Source organism: Pseudomonas reactans (assembly GCF_013387025.1).
GTDB lineage: Bacteria > Pseudomonadota > Gammaproteobacteria > Pseudomonadales > Pseudomonadaceae > Aquipseudomonas > Aquipseudomonas reactans.
Map to the genome: position 1 here is coordinate 236,717 of NZ_JACAQP010000005.1, position 19,300 is coordinate 256,016.

At 59.9% G+C, this 19,300-nt stretch carries 24 protein-coding genes; 15 read left to right on the forward strand and 9 right to left on the reverse strand.

The genetic code is table 11. The features are described from left to right. Positions 1–128: 128 nt before the first annotated feature. From lptB to HX793_RS05485, 5 genes are read right to left on the reverse strand one after another with little or no spacing between them, the layout of a single operon-like run. Entirely contained in the window at positions 129–854 is a 726-nt protein-coding gene (gene lptB, locus HX793_RS05465; protein ID WP_003171806.1) for an LPS export ABC transporter ATP-binding protein, read from the reverse strand. Further along, the gene (lptA, locus tag HX793_RS05470) at positions 854–1,387 is read right to left on the reverse strand and encodes a lipopolysaccharide transport periplasmic protein LptA (protein WP_016976205.1); all 534 of its coding nucleotides are present in this window, start codon (positions 1,385–1,387) and stop codon (positions 854–856) included. Before lptA ends, lptB begins: the two co-directional genes overlap by 1 nt. Beyond that, complete coding sequence (gene lptC / locus HX793_RS05475; protein ID WP_177094953.1) at positions 1,374–1,946, reverse strand: LPS export ABC transporter periplasmic protein LptC; 573 nt, start codon at positions 1,944–1,946, stop codon at positions 1,374–1,376. The genes lptA and lptC overlap by 14 nt, the downstream gene beginning before the upstream one ends. An 8-nt stretch (positions 1,947–1,954) precedes the next feature. Then, positions 1,955–2,479: a KdsC family phosphatase gene (locus tag HX793_RS05480; RefSeq protein ID WP_010213109.1), complete on the reverse strand. Its 525-nt coding sequence runs from the start codon at positions 2,477–2,479 to the stop codon at positions 1,955–1,957. Further along, positions 2,480–3,454, reverse strand: a complete 975-nt coding sequence (locus HX793_RS05485) for a KpsF/GutQ family sugar-phosphate isomerase (RefSeq protein WP_177094951.1) — start codon at positions 3,452–3,454, stop codon at positions 2,480–2,482. Between the two features lie 297 nt (positions 3,455–3,751). Here HX793_RS05485 and HX793_RS05490 point away from each other — a divergent pair, with 297 nt between their 5' ends. The 10 genes from HX793_RS05490 (at position 3,752) to hisC (ending at position 11,784) form a co-directional block, all read left to right on the forward strand. Then, positions 3,752–4,561, forward strand: a complete 810-nt coding sequence (locus tag HX793_RS05490; RefSeq protein ID WP_003171811.1) for an ATP-binding cassette domain-containing protein — start codon at positions 3,752–3,754, stop codon at positions 4,559–4,561. Next, positions 4,561–5,358 (forward strand): lipid asymmetry maintenance ABC transporter permease subunit MlaE, encoded by a 798-nt coding sequence (mlaE, locus tag HX793_RS05495; protein WP_010213107.1) that lies wholly within the window; start codon positions 4,561–4,563, stop codon positions 5,356–5,358. The genes HX793_RS05490 and mlaE overlap by 1 nt, the downstream gene beginning before the upstream one ends. Continuing rightward, the gene (gene mlaD, locus HX793_RS05500; RefSeq protein WP_003171814.1) at positions 5,358–5,825 is read left to right on the forward strand and encodes an outer membrane lipid asymmetry maintenance protein MlaD; all 468 of its coding nucleotides are present in this window, start codon (positions 5,358–5,360) and stop codon (positions 5,823–5,825) included. The genes mlaE and mlaD overlap by 1 nt, the downstream gene beginning before the upstream one ends. Before the next feature lie 11 nt (positions 5,826–5,836). Continuing rightward, positions 5,837–6,484 (forward strand): MlaC/ttg2D family ABC transporter substrate-binding protein, encoded by a 648-nt coding sequence (locus HX793_RS05505; protein ID WP_016976201.1) that lies wholly within the window; start codon positions 5,837–5,839, stop codon positions 6,482–6,484. Next, the gene (locus HX793_RS05510) at positions 6,481–6,786 is read left to right on the forward strand and encodes an STAS domain-containing protein (RefSeq protein ID WP_033899385.1); all 306 of its coding nucleotides are present in this window, start codon (positions 6,481–6,483) and stop codon (positions 6,784–6,786) included. The genes HX793_RS05505 and HX793_RS05510 overlap by 4 nt, the downstream gene beginning before the upstream one ends. Positions 6,787–6,900: 114 nt before the next feature. Continuing rightward, positions 6,901–7,140, forward strand: a complete 240-nt coding sequence (locus HX793_RS05515; protein ID WP_003188597.1) for a BolA family protein — start codon at positions 6,901–6,903, stop codon at positions 7,138–7,140. A gap of 23 nt (positions 7,141–7,163) precedes the next feature. After that, positions 7,164–8,429, forward strand: coding sequence for a UDP-N-acetylglucosamine 1-carboxyvinyltransferase (gene murA / locus HX793_RS05520; protein ID WP_010213103.1), 1,266 nt, complete (start codon positions 7,164–7,166; stop codon positions 8,427–8,429). Between the two features lie 213 nt (positions 8,430–8,642). Then, complete coding sequence (gene hisG / locus HX793_RS05525) at positions 8,643–9,278, forward strand: ATP phosphoribosyltransferase (protein ID WP_010213102.1); 636 nt, start codon at positions 8,643–8,645, stop codon at positions 9,276–9,278. A gap of 127 nt (positions 9,279–9,405) precedes the next feature. Next, a complete protein-coding gene (gene hisD, locus HX793_RS05530; RefSeq protein WP_177094949.1) occupies positions 9,406–10,728 on the forward strand; it encodes a histidinol dehydrogenase in 1,323 nt (440 codons plus the stop codon). 3 nt (positions 10,729–10,731) lie between these two features. Then, on the forward strand, positions 10,732–11,784 hold the full coding sequence (gene hisC / locus HX793_RS05535; protein WP_177094947.1) for a histidinol-phosphate transaminase: 1,053 nt from the start codon (positions 10,732–10,734) through the stop codon (positions 11,782–11,784). Positions 11,785–11,913: 129 nt separating this feature from the next. Here hisC and HX793_RS05540 read toward each other — a convergent pair whose 3' ends face one another. Together HX793_RS05540 and upp are read right to left on the reverse strand one after the other, a co-directional pair. Further along, positions 11,914–13,188 carry a uracil-xanthine permease family protein gene (locus HX793_RS05540; protein ID WP_177094945.1) on the reverse strand — a complete coding sequence of 425 codons (1,275 nt, stop codon included), beginning with the start codon at positions 13,186–13,188 and terminating at the stop codon, positions 11,914–11,916. A gap of 2 nt (positions 13,189–13,190) precedes the next feature. After that, the gene (upp, locus tag HX793_RS05545) at positions 13,191–13,829 is read right to left on the reverse strand and encodes a uracil phosphoribosyltransferase (RefSeq protein ID WP_010213094.1); all 639 of its coding nucleotides are present in this window, start codon (positions 13,827–13,829) and stop codon (positions 13,191–13,193) included. A gap of 164 nt (positions 13,830–13,993) precedes the next feature. Here upp and HX793_RS05550 point away from each other — a divergent pair, with 164 nt between their 5' ends. From HX793_RS05550 to HX793_RS05565, 4 genes are all read left to right on the forward strand, one after another. Further along, the gene (locus HX793_RS05550) at positions 13,994–14,551 is read left to right on the forward strand and encodes a hypoxanthine-guanine phosphoribosyltransferase (RefSeq protein ID WP_010213093.1); all 558 of its coding nucleotides are present in this window, start codon (positions 13,994–13,996) and stop codon (positions 14,549–14,551) included. A gap of 3 nt (positions 14,552–14,554) precedes the next feature. Further along, positions 14,555–15,022 carry a WbuC family cupin fold metalloprotein gene (locus HX793_RS05555; RefSeq protein ID WP_177050240.1) on the forward strand — a complete coding sequence of 156 codons (468 nt, stop codon included), beginning with the start codon at positions 14,555–14,557 and terminating at the stop codon, positions 15,020–15,022. 35 nt (positions 15,023–15,057) lie between these two features. Continuing rightward, complete coding sequence (locus HX793_RS05560; RefSeq protein WP_177050239.1) at positions 15,058–15,543, forward strand: hypothetical protein; 486 nt, start codon at positions 15,058–15,060, stop codon at positions 15,541–15,543. A 74-nt stretch (positions 15,544–15,617) separates the two neighbouring features. After that, the gene (locus tag HX793_RS05565) at positions 15,618–15,905 is read left to right on the forward strand and encodes a PA4642 family protein (protein ID WP_177050237.1); all 288 of its coding nucleotides are present in this window, start codon (positions 15,618–15,620) and stop codon (positions 15,903–15,905) included. Positions 15,906–16,009: 104 nt separating this feature from the next. On the opposite strand, the gene mqo is transcribed toward HX793_RS05565, so the two are convergent. Both mqo and HX793_RS05575 read right to left on the reverse strand, forming a co-directional pair. Continuing rightward, a complete protein-coding gene (mqo, locus tag HX793_RS05570) occupies positions 16,010–17,548 on the reverse strand; it encodes a malate dehydrogenase (quinone) (protein WP_177050235.1) in 1,539 nt (512 codons plus the stop codon). A 724-nt stretch (positions 17,549–18,272) separates the two neighbouring features. Then, a complete protein-coding gene (locus HX793_RS05575; RefSeq protein WP_016978309.1) occupies positions 18,273–18,506 on the reverse strand; it encodes a hypothetical protein in 234 nt (77 codons plus the stop codon). 182 nt (positions 18,507–18,688) lie between these two features. On the opposite strand from HX793_RS05575, the gene HX793_RS05580 reads away from it, so the two are divergent. Then, on the forward strand, positions 18,689–19,276 hold the full coding sequence (locus HX793_RS05580; RefSeq protein WP_016978308.1) for a YajG family lipoprotein: 588 nt from the start codon (positions 18,689–18,691) through the stop codon (positions 19,274–19,276). Positions 19,277–19,300: the final 24 nt, after the last annotated feature.

A 19,300-nucleotide genomic window follows, 5' to 3' on the forward strand; every position in this document is an offset into this window, starting at 1 on the left:
GAGCGCCAAACATAAGCAAATTATATGCCTGATGTCGGGTGCTTTGCCTAGAGCGCGGTAACAATAAAAATCCGGAGGTTTTCATTGACTCCCGCGCACCTCGGCAAACGGCCGTGACACCACGGTGTTTACAGGCGGAACTCGTGACCCAGGTACACTTCCTTGACCAGTTCGTTGGCCAGGATGGTGGCGGAATCGCCTTCGGCGATCAGTTGGCCATCGTTGACGATATACGCGGTTTCGCAGATATCGAGGGTTTCACGGACGTTGTGGTCAGTGATCAGCACGCCAATGCCCTTGGCCTTGAGGTGATGGATGATCTGCTTGATGTCGCCGACCGAGATCGGGTCAACGCCGGCAAACGGTTCGTCCAACAGGATGAACTTGGGCGCAGTGGCTAGCGCGCGGGCGATTTCAACGCGACGACGCTCACCACCGGACAGGCTCATGCCGAGGTTGTCGCGGATGTGGTTGATGTGGAATTCCTGCAACAGGCTTTCCAGCTCCTTGCGACGGCCATCACGGTCGAGTTCCTTGCGGGTCTCGAGGATCGCCATGATGTTATCGGCGACCGACAGTTTGCGGAAGATCGACGCCTCCTGCGGGAGATAGCCGATACCGGCGCGCGCACGACCGTGCATTGGCTGGTGGCTCACGTCCAAGTCGTCGATCAGGACGCGACCCTGATCCGCCTGGACCAGGCCGACAATCATGTAGAAGCAGGTGGTCTTGCCGGCGCCATTCGGGCCGAGCAAGCCGACGATCTGGCCGCTGTCGATCGACAGGCTGACGTCGCGCACGACCTGACGGCTTTTGTAGGCCTTGGCCAGATGCTGGGCTTTCAGGGTTGCCATTACTCGGCCTTCTTCTTCGGCTGGATAACCATGTCGATGCGTGGGCGGGGCGCGGTGACCTTGTTGCCATTGGCACGACCGGCGTTAGCGATCTGTTTCACGGTGTCATAGGTGATTTTCTCACCTTCCGTGGAGTTGCCATCGGGGCTGAGCACCTTGGCCTGGTCGATCAGTACGATGCGGTTCTGCTGGGCGTGATACTGGATGGTCTTGCCGTAGCCTTTCATCGGGCCGGTGTCGGTAGGCGACTGCTTCTGTTCGAAGTAAGCCAGGTTGCCTACCGAGGTCACGACATCGATATCGCCGGTCTTGGTGCGCGTAAGCGTGACGGTATTACCGGTGATTTTCATCGAGCCCTGGGTAATGATCACGCCGCCGGTGTAGGTGGCAACGCCTTGCTTGTCATCCAGTTGCGCATCGTCAGCTGAAATGTGGATCGGCTGCTGGCTATCGTTCGGCAGAGCCCAGGCGCTCACGCTTCCCAGTGCTGCGCCCAGACTGAGCAAAATAGGGAGAGTTTTAACGAGCCTCATACTGTCCTCTTACGTTCGATAGCAGGTGTATCCTGCTTTCTTTCAAATACGCTTTCATTCCCTTGCCAGTCGATACACCGCCAGCGCCGTCGATTCTAACGTCTTGCTCGGTCTGCGCATATTGCTTCTGCGGGAATACGGTCATGCGACTGCTGGTAATCACGGTCTCACGATTTTTATCGTCGGTGCGCGCAACGCGCACCGAGTCGATCAGTTCCACCTCGGTACCGTCCGGGTTGACCTCGCCACGCTTGCTGGTGACGTGCCACGGGAACTCGGTGCCGCGGTAAATGTTCATGTCCGGGTTGGTCAGCAGCGTGATTTCGCTGGCCTTCACGTGCTCGACCTTGTCCGAGGTCATCTCGTACTGCACCTTGCCATCGGGCAGGAACTGCACGCTCTTGGCATTGATGGCGTAATAGTCGATAGCACCCTCGTCAACCTGCGCGGCAGGCTGGTCGAGAAAGCGCTCCGGGCTGATATTCCAGTAGCCTACCGCCAGGAACAGCGCGGCAATGGCCCCGAATAACAGGAAGTTGCGAATCTTTTTGCTCAGCATAAAACGCTCTATAAGTAGGCGGCGTGGGCCGCTTCAAGGCTGCCCTGGGCACGCAGGATCAGCTCGCAGAACTCGCGGGCGGCACCTTCACCGCCACGGGCGGTGGTGATGCCATGGGCGTGCTCGCGAACAAACGCCGCCGCATTGGCGACGGCCATGCCCAGGCCTACTCGACGGATCACCGGCAGGTCTGGCAGGTCATCGCCCAGGTAGGCGACCTGCTCATAGCTTAGGTTGAGTTGGCCAAGAAGCTCGTCCAGAACCACCAGTTTATCCTCACGGCCCTGATACAGGTGAGGAATCCCCAGGTTTTGTGCGCGACGTTCCACAACCGGCGTTTTCCGGCCGCTGATAATCGCCGTTTGCACGCCCGAAGCCATCAACATCTTGATGCCCTGGCCGTCGAGGGTGTTGAACGTCTTGAATTCGCTGCCGTCTTCGAGGAAGTACAGGCGGCCATCGGTCAGCACACCATCCACGTCGAAAATCGCCAATTTGATGTTTTTACCGCGTTGCAACAGGTCGCTGGTCATTTACATCACTCCCGCACGCAGCAAGTCGTGCATGTTCAGGGCGCCGATCGGGTGGTCATTGGCATCGACTACCACCAGCGCGCCGATCTTGTGGTCTTCCATGATTTTCAAGGCTTCGGCTGCCAGCATCTCGGGGCGGGCGGTCTTGCCGTGAGGGGTCATCACCGCATCGATGGTCGCGGTGTGGATATCTATGGTGCGGTCCAGGGTGCGACGCAAGTCGCCGTCGGTGAAGACCCCGGCCAGGCGGCCGTCGGCTTCCAGGATCACGGTCATGCCGAGGCCCTTGCGGGTCATTTCCATCAGCGCGTCCTTCAATAAGGTGCCGCGCTGGACGTGGGGCAACTCATCACCGGAATGCATGACGTTTTCCACTTTCAACAGCAGGCGACGGCCCAAGGCGCCACCTGGATGGGAAAACGCGAAGTCTTCAGCGGTAAATCCACGGGCTTCCAGCAACGCCACGGCCAGGGCATCGCCCATGACCAGTGCGGCGGTGGTGGAGGAGGTCGGTGCCAGGTTCAGCGGGCAGGCTTCGTGGGCCACGTGAACATTCAGGTTCACTTCGGCGGCCTTTGCCAGCGTCGAATCCGGGTTGCCGGTGAGGCTGATCATCTGGATGCCCAGGCGCTTGATCAGCGGCAGCAGGGTCACGATTTCGTTGGTGGTGCCGGAGTTGGACAGCGCCAGGATGATGTCATCCCTGGTGATCATGCCCATGTCGCCGTGGCTGGCTTCGGCCGGGTGCACGAAAAATGCCGTGGTCCCGGTGCTGGCCAGGGTGGCGGCGATTTTGTTGCCGACGTGGCCCGACTTGCCCATGCCGACCACGACAACGCGGCCCTTGCTGGCCAGAATCATCTCGCAGGCGCGTACGAAATCTGCGTCGATATGCGCCAGCAAGCCTTCTACGGCTTCAAGCTCGAGGCGGATGGTGCGTTGTGCGGATTGAATAAGGTCGCTGGATTGGCTCATGTCTGAAATCGTATAGCCTGACGAAAAGTCGGCGATTATAGCGGTAATGATCAATTCCCTCACGCTAGTTCGTCAGGGTTTGTTCGCAATGCACCTGAGATTCATCCTGAGTAACGACTTTTCCCTGTCCCCAATCTGAACAAGCGCTGTTCCGGCCTTGGGCGCCTTGTACCAGCAGTGATATAGTTCGCCGCCAGTTCGGTCCGCCCAGCCCACGTGCCAACTATTGCACAACGGTTGCAAACGTTTGTCACAAGCGTGGTGTCTGAGTGAGAGGCTGCATCCCAAGGAGTTTAGATGAGTGCCGATAACGCCTACGCGGTCGAGCTGAAGGGACTGACCTTCAAGCGCGGGACGCGCAGCATCTTCAATAACGTCGATATCCGCATTCCGCGCGGCAAGGTCACGGGCATCATGGGGCCTTCCGGTTGCGGCAAGACCACCCTGTTGCGCCTGATGGGCATGCAATTGCGTCCCAGCGCCGGCGAAGTGTGGGTCAATGGCCAGAACTTGCCGACGCTGTCGCGCAGTGATCTGTTCGATGCGCGCAAGCATATGGGTGTGCTGTTCCAGAGCGGTGCACTGTTCACCGACCTCGATGTGTTCGAGAACGTGGCCTTTCCGCTCCGGGTGCATACCCAGCTGTCCGATGAAATGATTCGTGACATCGTGTTGCTGAAACTGCAGGCCGTAGGCCTTCGTGGTGCCATCGACCTGATGCCTGACGAACTGTCCGGCGGCATGAAGCGCCGTGTGGCCCTGGCGCGCGCCATTGCCCTCGACCCGCAGATTCTCATGTATGACGAGCCCTTCGTCGGCCAGGACCCCATCGCCATGGGCGTGCTGGTGCGCTTGATCCGCTTGCTCAATGATGCGCTGGGCATCACCAGTATTGTGGTTTCCCACGATCTTGCAGAAACCGCGAGCATTGCCGATTACCTCTATGTTGTTGGCGATGGCCAAGTGCTGGGTCAGGGCACGCCTGAAGAGCTGATGAACGCCGATAACCCGCGCATTCGCCAATTCATGACCGGCGATCCCGATGGTCCGGTGCCTTTTCATTTTCCGGCAGCGGATTACCGCTCAGATCTTCTGGGGAAGCGCTGATGCGCAAGACATCTCTCATCGAGAAGGTTCGCCTTTTCGGTCGTTCGGGCATCGACATTGTCGAAGTGCTCGGCCGTTCGACGATTTTCCTGTTCCACGCCCTGCTCGGTCGCGGCGGCATTGGCGGCGGCTTTGGCCTGCTGATCAAGCAGCTGCATTCGGTCGGCGTGATGTCCCTGGTGATCATTGTGGTCTCCGGGGTGTTCATCGGCATGGTGCTGGCGTTGCAGGGTTTCAATATTCTTTCCAGTTACGGTTCGGAGCAGGCGGTGGGGCAGATGGTCGCCCTGACGCTTCTGCGTGAGCTGGGGCCAGTGGTGACCGCGCTGCTGTTCGCCGGGCGCGCGGGTTCCGCGCTGACCGCCGAAATCGGCAATATGAAGTCCACCGAACAGCTGTCCAGCCTGGAAATGATCGGCGTGGACCCGCTCAAGTACATTGTTGCCCCGCGCCTGTGGGCCGGTTTCATTTCCCTGCCACTGCTGGCGATGATCTTCAGCGTGGTGGGTATCTGGGGCGGTTCGTGGGTGGCGGTGGACTGGCTGGGTGTCTACGACGGTTCCTACTGGGCCAACATGCAAAACAGCGTGACCTTCAGTGGTGACGTGCTCAACGGCATCATAAAGAGCATCGTCTTCGCCTTTGTAGTGACCTGGATCGCCGTATTCCAAGGCTATGACTGTGAGCCCACTTCAGAAGGGATCAGTCGCGCCACCACCAAGACCGTTGTGTACGCCTCGCTGGCGGTACTGGGCCTTGACTTCATTTTGACCGCCTTGATGTTTGGAGATTTCTGATGCAAAACCGCACTGTGGAAATCGGTGTCGGCCTTTTCTTGCTGGCTGGCATCCTGGCTTTACTGTTATTGGCCCTGCGAGTCAGTGGCCTGTCGGCCAGCCCCACCGCCGATACTTATAAACTTTACGCGTACTTCGACAATATCGCCGGTTTGACTGTCAGAGCTAAAGTGACCATGGCCGGTGTGACCATCGGCAAGGTCACGGCAATCGATCTGGATCGCGACAGCTTCACCGGGCGAGTGACCATGCAACTGGACAAGAAGGTAGATAATCTGCCGACCGACTCCACTGCATCTATCCTCACTGCGGGTCTGCTGGGCGAGAAATACATCGGTGTCAGCGTGGGCGGGGAAACAGCCCTGCTCAAGGATGGCTCGACAATCCACGACACACAGTCGTCGCTGGTGCTTGAAGACCTGATCGGTAAATTCCTGCTTAATACGGTCAATAAAGACGCCAAATGAGGAATCTGTTCATGATCTCTACCTTGCGACGTGGCCTGCTGGTGTTGTTGGCAGCGCTGCCGCTGATGGCTAACGCTGCAGGTTCTGCGCACGACCTGGTGCAGGACACGACCAGCAAGATGCTGGCTGACCTGACTGCCAATAAAGAGCAGTACAAGCAAGATCCGAGTAAGTTCTACGACGCACTCAATACCATTGTCGGCCCGGTCGTCGATGCCGAGGGCATTTCCCGCAGCATCATGACGGTCAAGTATTCGCGCAAGGCGACCCCGGCGCAGATGCAGACCTTCCAGGAAAACTTCAAGCGTGGCCTGTTCCAGTTCTACGGTAACGCTTTGCTTGAGTACAACAACCAGGGCATTACCGTCGCTCCGGCCGGTGACGAGTCCGGTGATCGCACCAGCGTCAACATGAGCGTCAAGGGCAACAACGGTGCCGTCTACCCGGTGCAGTACACGCTGGAGAAGGTCAACGGCGAGTGGAAGCTGCGTAACGTGATCATCAATGGCATCAACATCGGCAAGCTGTTCCGTGACCAGTTCGCCGATGCCATGCAGCGCAATGGCAACGACCTGGATAAAACCATCAATGGTTGGGCCGGTGAGGTCGCCAAGGCCAAGGAAACGTCCGATAAAGAAGCCGGGAAGCCTGCACAATGACTGAAGCGGCTGTTCGTCTTGGCGATGCCGGCGAGCTGTTCATCAGCGGCGTGCTGGATTACCGCACCGGGCCTGACCTGCGCAAGCAGGGCCAGGCACTGATCAAGACCAGCTCCGCGCCCGCGTTGGTGCTGGATTGTTCGGCGGTGACCAAGTCCAGCAGCGTGGGTTTGTCGTTGCTGCTGTGCTTCTTGCGCGATGCTGAGGCGGCCAAAAAGCCGGTCAGCATTCGTGCAATGCCCGAAGACATGCGTGAAATCGCCGAAGTTTCCGGGCTGACCGAGCTGCTGGCCCATCCTTAATACACATTATTAAAGAGGCCCCCCGTCAGAGTCCTGCTATGCGGGGTTCGCAGGCGCGGGGCTTTTTTGTATGATGTGCGACCCGTGCGCACTGGGCGCCGATAGAGGTTGAGCATGCAGGCCCTAGAAGTTAAGAGCTTTCTTGAAGGAAAGCTGCCGGAAACGACCGTTGAAGTTGAAGGCGAAGGCTGCAACTTCCAGCTGAACGTGATTAGCGATGAACTGGCGGCATTGAGCCCGGTCAAGCGTCAACAGCAGATCTATGCCCATTTGAACCCGTGGATCACCGATGGCAGCATCCATGCGGTCACTATGAAATTTTTCAGCCGCGCGGCCTGGGCCGAGCGCACCTGAGCCCCCAAGGCGTCGAGATTCTTATGGATAAATTGATTATTACCGGCGGTGCCCGCCTAGATGGCGAGATTCGCATCTCCGGTGCAAAAAACTCCGCCTTGCCGATCCTGGCGGCGACCCTGCTGTGCGATGGCCCGGTTACCGTGGCCAACCTGCCGCACCTGCACGACATCACCACCATGATCGAGCTGTTCGGTCGCATGGGCATTGAGCCGGTGATCGACGAGAAACTGGCTGTCGAAATCGACCCGCGCACCATCAAGACCCTGATCGCCCCGTACGAACTGGTGAAAACCATGCGTGCGTCGATCCTGGTGCTGGGCCCGATGGTTGCCCGTTTCGGTGAGGCCGAAGTCGCGCTGCCTGGCGGCTGCGCCATCGGCTCGCGTCCGGTGGACCTGCACATCCGTGGCCTCGAAGCCATGGGCGCAGTGATCGACGTCGAAGGCGGCTACATCAAGGCCAAGGCGCCGGAAGGCGGCCTGCGTGGCGCGAATTTCTTCTTTGATACCGTCAGCGTGACCGGTACAGAGAACATCATGATGGCCGCTGCCCTGGCCAAAGGCCGCAGTGTGCTGCAGAACGCCGCGCGCGAGCCGGAAGTGGTCGACCTGGCCAACTTCCTGAACGCCATGGGCGCCAAGGTTTCCGGCGCCGGCACCGACACCATTACCATCGATGGTGTAGAGCGCCTGCACACCGCTACCTACAAGGTCATGCCAGACCGTATCGAGACCGGCACCTACCTGGTTGCCGCCGCCGTGACCGGTGGCCGCGTCAAGGTCAAGGACACCGATCCGACCATCCTGGAAGCGGTCCTGGAAAAACTGCGCGAAGCCGGTGCCGAAATCACCACCGGTGAAGACTGGATCGAGCTGAACATGCACGGCAAGCGTCCTAAAGCCGTCAACGTGCGTACCGCTCCGTACCCGGCGTTCCCGACCGACATGCAGGCGCAGTTCATCTCCTTGAACGCCATTGCCGAAGGCACCGGCGCCGTGATCGAGACCATCTTCGAAAACCGTTTCATGCACGTGTACGAGCTGCACCGCATGGGTGCGAAGATCCAGGTTGAAGGCAACACCGCCATCGTCACCGGCACCGAGAAACTCAAGGGCGCGCCAGTGATGGCCACCGACCTGCGGGCTTCGGCCAGCCTGGTGATCTCGGCGCTGATCGCCGAAGGTGACACCCTGATCGACCGCATCTACCACATAGACCGTGGCTACGAGTGCATCGAAGAAAAACTGCAGATGCTCGGCGCAAAAATCCGCCGCGTACCGGGCTAGTCCCTGCTGCGCTGTAGGAGCGAGCTTGCTCGCGAAAAACTTCAACGATAACGTGTTTATCCAGAATCAACGCGGTGTCCATGAGTTCTTCGCGAGCAAGCTCGCTCCTACAAATACAGATTTGTTCCAAATCGAGGCTGTTATGGCCTCGATCTGTGTCCGGCGCCGTTTGCGACCGGGCAGCAATAGCCTGATGAAGGACTGACGTTTCCCATGTTGACCATCGCACTGTCCAAGGGCCGCATCCTTGACGACACTTTGCCGCTTCTGGCTGAAGCGGGCATCGTGCCGACCGAGAATCCGGACAAGAGCCGCAAGCTGATCATCCCCACGACCCAGGACGACGTTCGCCTGTTGATCGTGCGGGCTACCGACGTGCCGACCTACGTTGAGCATGGTGCGGCCGACCTCGGTGTCGCCGGTAAGGACGTGCTGATGGAATACGGCGGCCAGGGCCTGTACGAGCCGTTGGACCTGCGTATTGCCCTGTGCAAGCTGATGACCGCTGGCCGTGTCGGCGACGTCGAGCCTAAAGGCCGCCTGCGCGTGGCGACCAAGTTCGTCAACGTTGCCAAGCGTTACTACGCCGAACAAGGTCGCCAGGTCGACATCATCAAGCTCTACGGTTCGATGGAGCTGGCGCCGCTGATTGGCCTGGCCGACAAGATCATCGACGTGGTCGACACCGGCAACACCCTGCGTGCCAACGGTCTTGAGCCGCAAGAATTCATTGCCGACATCAGCTCCCGCCTGATCGTCAACAAAGCATCGATGAAGATGCAGCACGCCCGTATCCAGGCGTTGATCGACACCCTGCGCAAGGCAGTGGAGTCGCGACACCGCGGTTGACTTACCCGCGCGGCCCTAGGTCGCGCCCGTCTATCCGCCTCATAGCCAGAATTCTCAGGTGCCCAAGCGGATCGACTGCTAACTTTCGGCGCCTGAGCATTTTTGCCAATCCTATGAGGCCCTCGCTATGACCACGTCCACTGCAATTGCCCGACTCAACGCTGCCGATCCGGATTTTGCCCATCATCTGGATCATCTGCTGAGCTGGGAAAGCGTGTCCGACGAGTCGGTCAACGGGCGAGTGCTCGACATCATCAAGGCCGTGCGCGAGCGTGGTGATGCGGCGCTGGTGGACTTCACCCGCCAGTTCGATGGCCTGGACGTTGCGTCGATGGCCGATCTGATCCTGCCCCGTGAACGCCTGGAACTGGCCCTGACGCGCATTACTGCACCTCAGCGCGAAGCCCTGGAAGTCGCGGCGGCGCGGGTGCGTAGCTACCACGAAAAGCAGAAACAGGACTCCTGGAGCTACACCGAGGCCGACGGCACCGTGCTGGGCCAGAAGGTCACACCGCTGGACCGCGCTGGCCTGTACGTCCCGGGCGGCAAGGCGTCGTACCCGTCGTCGGTGTTGATGAACGCGATCCCGGCGAAAGTGGCGGGCGTAACCGAAGTGGTCATGGTGGTGCCGACCCCGCGCGGGGAAATCAATGAGCTGGTGCTGGCCGCCGCTTGCATCGCCGGTGTCGACCGCGTGTTCACCATCGGTGGCGCCCAAGCCGTCGCGGCCTTGGCTTATGGCACCGAGAGCGTGCCGAAAGTCGACAAGGTGGTCGGCCCTGGGAATATCTACGTCGCCACCGCCAAGCGTCACGTGTTTGGCCAGGTCGGTATCGACATGATCGCCGGCCCGTCGGAAATCCTCGTGGTGTGCGACGGTCAGACCGATCCGGACTGGATCGCCATGGACCTGTTTTCCCAGGCCGAGCACGACGAAGACGCCCAGGCGATCCTGGTCAGTCCGGACGCCGCGTTCCTCGACCAGGTCGCCGCCAGCATCAACAAGCTGCTGCCGACCATGGACCGCGCCGAGATCATCGAGAAGTCGATCAATGGCCGTGGTGCGTTGATCCTGGTACGCGACATGGAACAGGCCATTGAAGTGGCCAACCGCATCGCGCCGGAGCACCTGGAACTGTCCGTCGCCGATCCGCAAGCCTGGCTGCCGTCGATCCGCCACGCCGGCGCGATCTTCATGGGCCGCCACACCAGCGAAGCCTTGGGCGACTACTGCGCGGGCCCGAATCACGTTCTGCCGACGTCCGGTACCGCGCGTTTCTCCTCGCCGCTGGGGGTGTATGACTTCCAGAAGCGTTCGTCGATCATCTTCTGTTCGCCACAGGGTGCTTCCGAACTGGGCAAGACCGCCTCGGTGCTGGCCCGTGGTGAGTCCCTGAGCGCTCACGCCCGTAGCGCTGAATACCGCATCCTTGAAGAGAAGGGGAACTGAGACATGAGCAAATTCTGGAGCCCTTTCGTCAAGGACCTCGTGCCTTACGTGCCCGGCGAGCAACCCAAGCTGACCAAACTGGTCAAGCTCAACACCAATGAAAACCCCTACGGCCCATCGCCCAAGGCGTTGGCCGCGATGCAAGCCGAGTTGAACGATAACCTGCGTCTGTACCCGGACCCCAACAGCGACCTGCTCAAACAGGCGGTCGCCAAGTATTACGGGATTGATGCCGGCAAGGTGTTCCTCGGCAACGGTTCCGATGAAGTCCTCGCGCACATTTTCCACGGCCTGTTCCAGCACGACCTGCCGCTGCTGTTCCCGGACATCAGCTATAGCTTCTACCCGGTGTACTGCGGCCTGTATGGCATCCAATCCGACCCGGTGCCGCTGGACGAACAGTTCCAGATTCGTGTGGAGGATTACGCGAAGCCCAACGGCGGAATCATCTTCCCTAACCCGAACGCGCCGACTGGCACAGTGCTGGCGCTGGACGCGGTGGAGCAGATCCTCAAGGCCAGCTCGGATTCGGTGGTGGTGGTCGATGAAGCTTATATCGACTTCGGTGGCGAAACCGCAATCAGCCTGGTGGACCGTTACCCGAACCTGTTGGTGACCCAGACCCTGTCCAAATCGCGCTCACTGGCCGGTTTGCGGGTGGGCCTGGCCGTGGGCCATCCGGACCTGATCGAGGCGCTGGAGCGGGTCAAGAACAGCTTCAACTCCTATCCGCTGGATCGCCTGGCGATTGTCGGCGCGGCGGCGGCGTTCGAGGACCGTGAGTACTTCGACAAGACGTGTCAGTTGGTGATCGACAGCCGCAACAAGGTGGTCGGGCAGTTGGAGGCGAAGGGCTTTGAAGTGTTGCCGTCGGCAGCGAACTTTATCTTTGCTCGTCACCCCAAGCACGACGCTGCCGGCCTGGCGGCCAAGTTGCGAGAGCAAGGTGTGATCGTGCGGCACTTCAAGCAGGAACGGATTGCCCAGTTCCTGCGGATCAGCATTGGTACGCCGGAGCAGAATCAGGCGTTGATCGATGGGCTTGGCGAGCTCTAAGCCACACTGGAGATCAAAAAAATGTGGGAGCGGGCTTGCTCGCGAATGCGGTGGTTCAGTCACTGATGTGCTGAATGACACACTGCATTCGCGAGCAAGCCCGCTCCCACATTGGTTTTGCGTTGGTAGTTAAATCAACGGCTCATCCGGCTTCTTGTTCTTCCAACCATCATTGCCCGGCAGCAGCAGGTTCAAACCAATCGCCACCACCGCACACAGGGCGATGCCCTTGAGGCCGAAATCATCCGGGCCGGTGCCGGTGCCGACCAGCACACCGCCAATCCCGAACACCAACGTCACCGACACGATCACCAGGTTGCGCGCCTCGCCCAGGTCGATCTTGTGGCGGATCAGCGTGTTCATGCCCACCGCAGCAATCGAACCGAACAGCAGGCACAGGATCCCGCCCATCACTGGCACGGGGATACTCTGCAGCAGTGCGCCGAACTTGCCGATGAACGCCAGGCTGATGGCAAACACCGCCGCCCAGGTCATGATTCTCGGGTTGTAGTTCTTGGTCAGCATCACCGCGCCGGTCACTTCCGCGTAGGTCGTGTTAGGTGGGCCGCCAAACAGGCCGGCGGCCGTGGTGGCAATGCCGTCGCCCAGCAGGGTGCGGTGCAGGCCGGGCTTCTTCAGGTAGTCGCGACCGGTCACGCTGCCGACCGCAATCACACCGCCGATATGCTCGATCGCCGGCGCCAGGGCCACGGGGACGATGAACAGGATCGCCTGCCAGTTGAATTCCGGCGCGGTGAAGTGGGGTAGGGCGAACCACGGTGCGGCGGCGATCTTCGCCGTGTCGACCACGCCAAAGTAGAACGACATGGCAAAACCCACCAGCACGCCGGAAATGATCGGCACCAGGCGGAAAATCCCCTTGCCGAACACCGCCACGATCAAGGTGGTCAGCAGCGCCGGCATCGAGATCAGCATCGCTGTCCTGTAGGGGATCAGTTCGGCACCGTCACCGCCTTTGCCCATCGCCATATTCGCGGCAATCGGTGCCATGGCGAGGCCGATGGAGATGATCACCGGGCCAATGACCACGGGAGGCAGCAGTCGGTCGATGAAACCGGTGCCCTTGATCTTCACGGCAGCGCCCAGGAAGGTGTAGACGAAGCCGGCCGCCATCACCCCGCCCATGGTCGCCGCGAGGCCGAATTGCTGCTTGGCGAGAATGATCGGGGTGATGAAGGCAAAGCTCGACGCCAGGAAGACTGGCACCTGGCGGCCCGTTACGACCTGGAATAACAACGTGCCCAGGCCGGCGGTGAACAATGCAACGTTTGGATCAAGACCTGTGATCAGCGGCATCAACACCAGCGCGCCAAATGCCACGAAGAGCATTTGTGCGCCAGACAGGATCTGGCGCCAAAGCGGGTCGTTGAATTCATCCTGCATGCTCACGCGTCCTTCTGCTTGGTGCCGAAGATCTTGTCACCGGCATCGCCCAAGCCTGGGATGATGTAGCCGTGTTCGTTCAGGCGCTCGTCGATGGACGCGGTGTAGATCTGCACGTCCGGGTGGGCCTTCTCGACGGCCGCAATGCCTTCGGGCGCAGCGACGAGAACCATGGCGCGGATGTCCCGGCAACCGGCTTTTTTCAGCAGGTCGATGGTGGCAACCATGGAACTGCCGGTGGCCAGCATCGGGTCGATGATCATCGCCAGGCGCTCGTTGATTTCCGGAACGAGTTTTTCCAGGTAGGTGTGGGCCTCCAGCGTCTCTTCATTGCGGGCTACGCCCACGGCGCTGACCTTGGCGCCCGGGATCAGACTGAGCACGCCTTCGAGCATGCCGATACCGGCGCGCAGAATCGGGACCACGGTGATTTTCTTACCAGCGATTTTCTCCACTTGGACGGGACCGGCCCAACCGGGGATCTCGTAGGTTTCCAGGGGCAAATCCTTGGTGGCTTCGTAAGTGAGCAACGCTCCGACTTCCTGAGCAAGCTCACGGAAGTTCTTCGTGCTAATGTCGGCGCGGCGCATAAGGCCGAGCTTGTGTCGGATCAGCGGGTGGCGGATCTCGCGAGTGGGCATGGGAAAGGCTCCGGCGGCGGGCAAAAAAACCGGCCTAGATTAATCTATCCGAGGGTGTTGTCCTATAGACATCTAGTACGTTAGTCCATTAACGCTTGCTCGGAGCGCACGAGAAGCGTACCTTCGCCCGCTTTTCTTGCCACAGCACCCCCTTGGAGAGCGCCATGTCCGCTGATCTCGAGCATATCCGTCAAATCATGCGCGAGGCTGACTGCCTGTACACTGAAGCGCAAGTCGAAGAGGCGATCGCCAAGGTCGGCGCGCACATCACCCGCGAAATGGCCGACACCAACCCGGTGGTCTTCTGCGTGATGAACGGTGGCCTGATCTTCGCCGGCAAATTGCTGACCCACCTGCAATTCCCGCTGGAAGCGTCCTACCTGCACGCCACCCGTTATCGCAACGAAACCAGTGGCGGCGACCTGTTCTGGAAAGCCAAGCCGGAAGTCTCGTTCATCGACCGCGACGTGCTGATCATCGATGACATCCTCGATGAAGGCCACACCCTGGGCGCGATCATCGACTTCTGCAAGCACGCTGGCGCGCGCAAAGTGCACACAGCCGTATTGATCGACAAAGACCACGACCGCAAGGCCCGCCCAGACCTGAAGGCTGATTATGTCGGCTTGCCATGCATCGACCGCTACATCTTCGGTTACGGCATGGACTACAAAGGCTACTGGCGCAATGCCAACGGGATCTACGCCGTCAAAGGGATGTGAGCCATGGCCCGTTTTCTTGATCAGACGCTGTTTGCCGAACTGGCCGAGAAAGCGGGCGCGAGCCCTCGTGGCCGCCACCATCACAATTTCCATCAGATGGAAGAGCCCTGCCATCGCCTGGCGGTGGGCCTGCAACCGGACACCTACGTGCCGCCTCACCGGCACCTGAGCGCGGACAAGGCCGAAACCTTGCTTGTGCTGCAAGGCAGCCTGGGGTTGCTGGTGTTCAGCGAAACGGGCGAAGTGCTCGCCAAGCGTGTGATGCAGGCCGGTGGTGAATGCGCCGGCGTCGATCTTCCGCCCGGTGTATTCCACGGTTTGGTGGTGCTGGAGCCCGACACCGTGATGTTCGAGTGCAAAGCGGGGCCCTATCGCCCGGTGGGCGAGGGTGAACTGGCCGACTGGGCGCCCCGCGAAGGCGATGCTGGGGTGGCCGAGTATCAACGCTGGATGCTTGCCCAGTTCGATTGAGCTACAGTGCTGGGCCCATCTTGCCGGAGCGGCCCATGAGTCTGTTGATACGCACCTGCGCCGCCCTGGCGCTGACCCTCAGCCTGCCGCTGGCCGCGGCGCCGGCACCGATGCACAGCCAATTCCTGCCCTCGGACGACCTGACCCTGCGCGCCGAAGCGCCGGATCAGCAGCAATTGCTGCAAGTCACCGAGTACGCGGTGGTGGTCGGCAACCAGCGCCAGTCCAGCCAGCAGCCGATCCCGGTGACTTCGCCGCTGATGATCCGCCTCAAAGGCAAGTCCCTGAACAAAGGCGCGTCCATCGCCCAAGTGGTGCTCAATTTCGACGCCGAAAGCAAAAGCCTGAAAAAACCGGCCTACGATGACAAGAGCAAAACCCTGACACTGTCCTACCCGGTGGCCCAATACCGTGTGATTGTCGACCTGCTGCGCAATGACACGGTGTACGTGCAGTTTCTCAGCTACACCAATGGCCACATCTGGGCGGACCTGCACACCGGTGCTGTAAAGGCCAGGTAGCCCCGCCTACACAAGCCTGCGCCTCGCAGGTAGACTTCAAACCCCGTGTAAATGTCTGCAGGCTGGAGTCGGTAATGCGTAAAGATAAGAAACAGGTGATTGGTGACGAGATCGGCGACGATCAGATCAAGTTGTTCCTGGACTTCGAGCCGGTCGACGCGACTTCCCCGTCCCTGCACAAACTGATCAAGGCCTACCGTGGCCTGCGTATCGACGATTTCGAGCGGTTCCTGGGCTTTTTCAAGGCCGCGGGCCTGGACCTCGACGGCAAGGATGAGCATGGCCAGACCTTCGTCGACCTGATCAAGGACCAGCGCAATGCGGACGAGTACATCGAACTGATCGAAAACGCTCGCGGCTGATTATCCGAGACATAAAAAACGCCCCGTTCTCATTGCGAGAGCGGGGCGTTTTTGCTTTCTACTGTAGGAGCGAGCTTGCTCGCGAAAAACCAGAGAGCGCTGCGTTAATCCATATGCGCTGCGTTATCGTTGACGTTTTTCGCGAGCGAGCTCGCTCCTACGGGTTCAACCAGTTCCAGGCTGATGTTGTTCTGCGCGTTGATCTTGCGATACAGCTCGGCGTCCGTCTCCAGGACCTTTTCCCGTGCCGGGAAAATTTCCTGCAGCTTGGCGGCCCATTCACCCGCGGCTTTGCCTGGGAAGCACTTCTCGATCAATTCCAGCATGATCGAAACGGTCACCGAAGCACCCGGGGATGCGCCCAGCAGTGCGGCCAGCGAGCCGTCTTTGGCCGCGACCAGCTCGGTGCCAAATTGCAGCACGCCGCCTTTTTTCGGGTCTTTCTTGATGATCTGCACCCGTTGGCCGGCCACTTCCAGGCGCCAGTCTTCGGCTTTCGCCTCCGGGTAGAAGCGACGCAGGGATTCCAGGCGCTGTTCCATGGACTGGCGCACTTCGCTGACCAGGTACTTGGTCAGATCCATGTTGTCGCGGGCCACAGCCAGCATCGGGCCGATGTTACCGGCACGAATCGACATCGGCAGGTCAAGGAACGAGCCGTGCTTGAGGAACTTGGTGGTGAAACCGGCGTATGGCCCGAACAACAGGGATTTCTTGCCATCCACCACACGGGTGTCCAGGTGTGGCACGGACATCGGTGGCGAACCTACGGCAGCCTGGCTATAGACCTTGGCCTGGTGATGCTTGACCACTTCCGGGTTGTCGCAACGCAGCCACTGGCCGCTGACCGGGAAGCCGCCAAAGCCTTTGCTCTCTTCGATGCCCGAGGCCTGCAGCAGCGGCAGGGCCGCGCCACCGGCGCCGAGGAACACGAACTTGGCGTCGACTTCACGGCTGTTGCCGCTGTTGACGTCCTTGATGCTCACGGTCCAGCCCGCGCCGTTGCGCTTGAGGCCGGTCACGCGCTTGCAGTACTTGACCTGGGCGTCGGGCGAACTGGTCAGGTGGCTGAGCAGTTGGTTGGTCAGTGCGCCGAAGTTGACGTCAGTGCCGTTCATGACACGGGTGGCCGCAATTTTTTCATCGAGCGGGCGGCCCGGCATCATCAGCGGCATCCACTCGGCCATTTCGCTACGGTCTTCGGTGTAGTGCATGTCCGAAAACGCGTGGTGCTGGCTGAGGGATTCAAAGCGCTTCTTGAGGAAGTCCACGCCTTTGTCGCCCTGCACGAAGCTCAGGTGCGGCACCGGGCTGATAAAGGACTTGGACGAGCCAAAGGTGCCCTTTTTGGTCAGGTACGCCCAGAACTGCTTCGACACCTCGAACTGAGTGTTGATGTGCACGGCTTTCTTGATGTCGATGGAGCCATCGGCGGCCTGGGGTGTGTAGTTCAGCTCACACAGCCCGGCGTGGCCGGTCCCGGCGTTGTTCCACGGGTTGGAACTTTCCGCGGCACCCGAATCCATCAGCTCAACGACTTCCAGCTTGAGGCCGGGGTCGAGCTCTTTGAGCAGTACGGCCAGGGTGGCACTCATGATGCCGGCCCCTACCAGTACTACGTCGACTGCTTCGTTATGCGCCATTTAACGCGTCTCCAAAATCTGCAGCACCAAATTGACGGCATGGCTGCCAGGAGTGACGGGGCGGTTCACGTGTTGCCCCAGGTTACCCATGGCCAGGATCGCCATGTCCGATTCGCAATTCTTTGCATGTTCAGCGCACGCTTCCTGCCGGGCTAATCTGCCTATGAACGCATTCATGGGCGCCTGTGGCAATTCGACTTATGGTCAAAGCGTGCGATTCGTGCAACCAATCCGTAGCGGACAGGCTCAAGCTCCGGTTTTTAAGGCGTGCTCGGTCCTGTGTGGTTGGGCTGTTCCAGACGCTGATGGTGCTTGTACAAACGCCAAACTATTCATTTGCTCGCCACACTCTTGTGAAGTTGTGAAAACCCGTTTTTTCACGCTCTTTTGAAGACGTGAACCTCAAAAAAGGGCTGCCCCAGCCTGGCACCTGGCCCGAGACTCCTGCCGACACGCGGCAAAACGGGCAAACAACTCAAGTGGCCGAGCGCAATGGCAGCTCTGGCAGATTCGGTAAAGGCGGATGGTTTGCAAGGAAAACAGCAAGCACGCCAGCTTCACTCGATCTGTGTGGGCGGCTCTCTGTGGGCGATTTGGGGGTTAGTGCCGAGGCATTAACGATGCTGCGAGGCCCGATCAGGAGACGTCCTTATAATCGGGGGGAGATTGTAGCGAAGAACGCCAGGGAAATGGGCGTGTTTTATGACTTTTATTAAGGATCTGGTCAGGAAGCCAGCGCGTGGCGTGGGTGCCCATGTGTCGACATCGAGTTCACCCGGGCGCTGGCCGGCAGCGGACGGTGCATCCAACCCAGATGGGTCTCCGCTACTTCCACCCAGCCCTCGCCGACCGGAGGCAGGCTGCACTGTTTGAACGCCAGGCAATGGCCGCGTGCGTCAAGCAAGGCATAGTGGCGATGACGGGCGTTTGGCATGAACAGCGATTTGAGAAGGCGCATGGCTTTGTACCTATGGTGTTACATGCTTGAAGGTTGCCAGTGTGTCATGACATTGGAATGACGAATTTATGCGAAGTTGTAATTTCAACGCGGCTTCAGCTCCCGTTCAGGATGGCTGGTGAGTGGCGTGCGTGCACCGTTATACTGCTGGCCTGTTTGCGCCTAGTCTTGGAGAAATGAGTATGTTGCAACGCCTGTTGTTCGGTTTGATCACTGTGACCAGTTTGACCCTGGTTGGCTGCGCCAACAGCCCGCAACAACTCAGCCCAGAGCCGAAAGTCACCTCGCAGCTGGCGCCTGTCGGGCATGGCCAGCCGGTGTCGGTGCGTGTGGTGGATGGCCGTCCATCGCCGACCCTCGGCTCGCGCGGTGGCCTGTACCCTGAGACCGCTTTGGTTTCTGTGAATGCCCAGGACGTACTGCCCAAGCTGCAGGCCCAGGCTGAAGCCGCCGTGCGTCTGCTGGGTTTCACCCCAAGCCCCAATGCGCCGGGTGCGCCGCAACTGACCATTACCCTGGCCGAGCTGAAATACCAGTCGCCTAAAGACGGCCTGTACGTGACCGAAGCGTCCATCGGTGCGACCTTCAAGTCCGACGTCAGCGCCGGCACCCGTCGCTACAGCGGTCGCTACGGTGCGTCCTTGAACCAGCGCTTCGGCATGTCGCCAAACCAGGAAACCAACACCAAGCTGGTCAGCGACGTCCTCAGTGATGCGTTGACCCGCCTGTTCAAGGACCCAAGCATCGGTTCCTTGCTCAGCTCGCAATAACCGATTCAACAAAAAGCCGGGCCC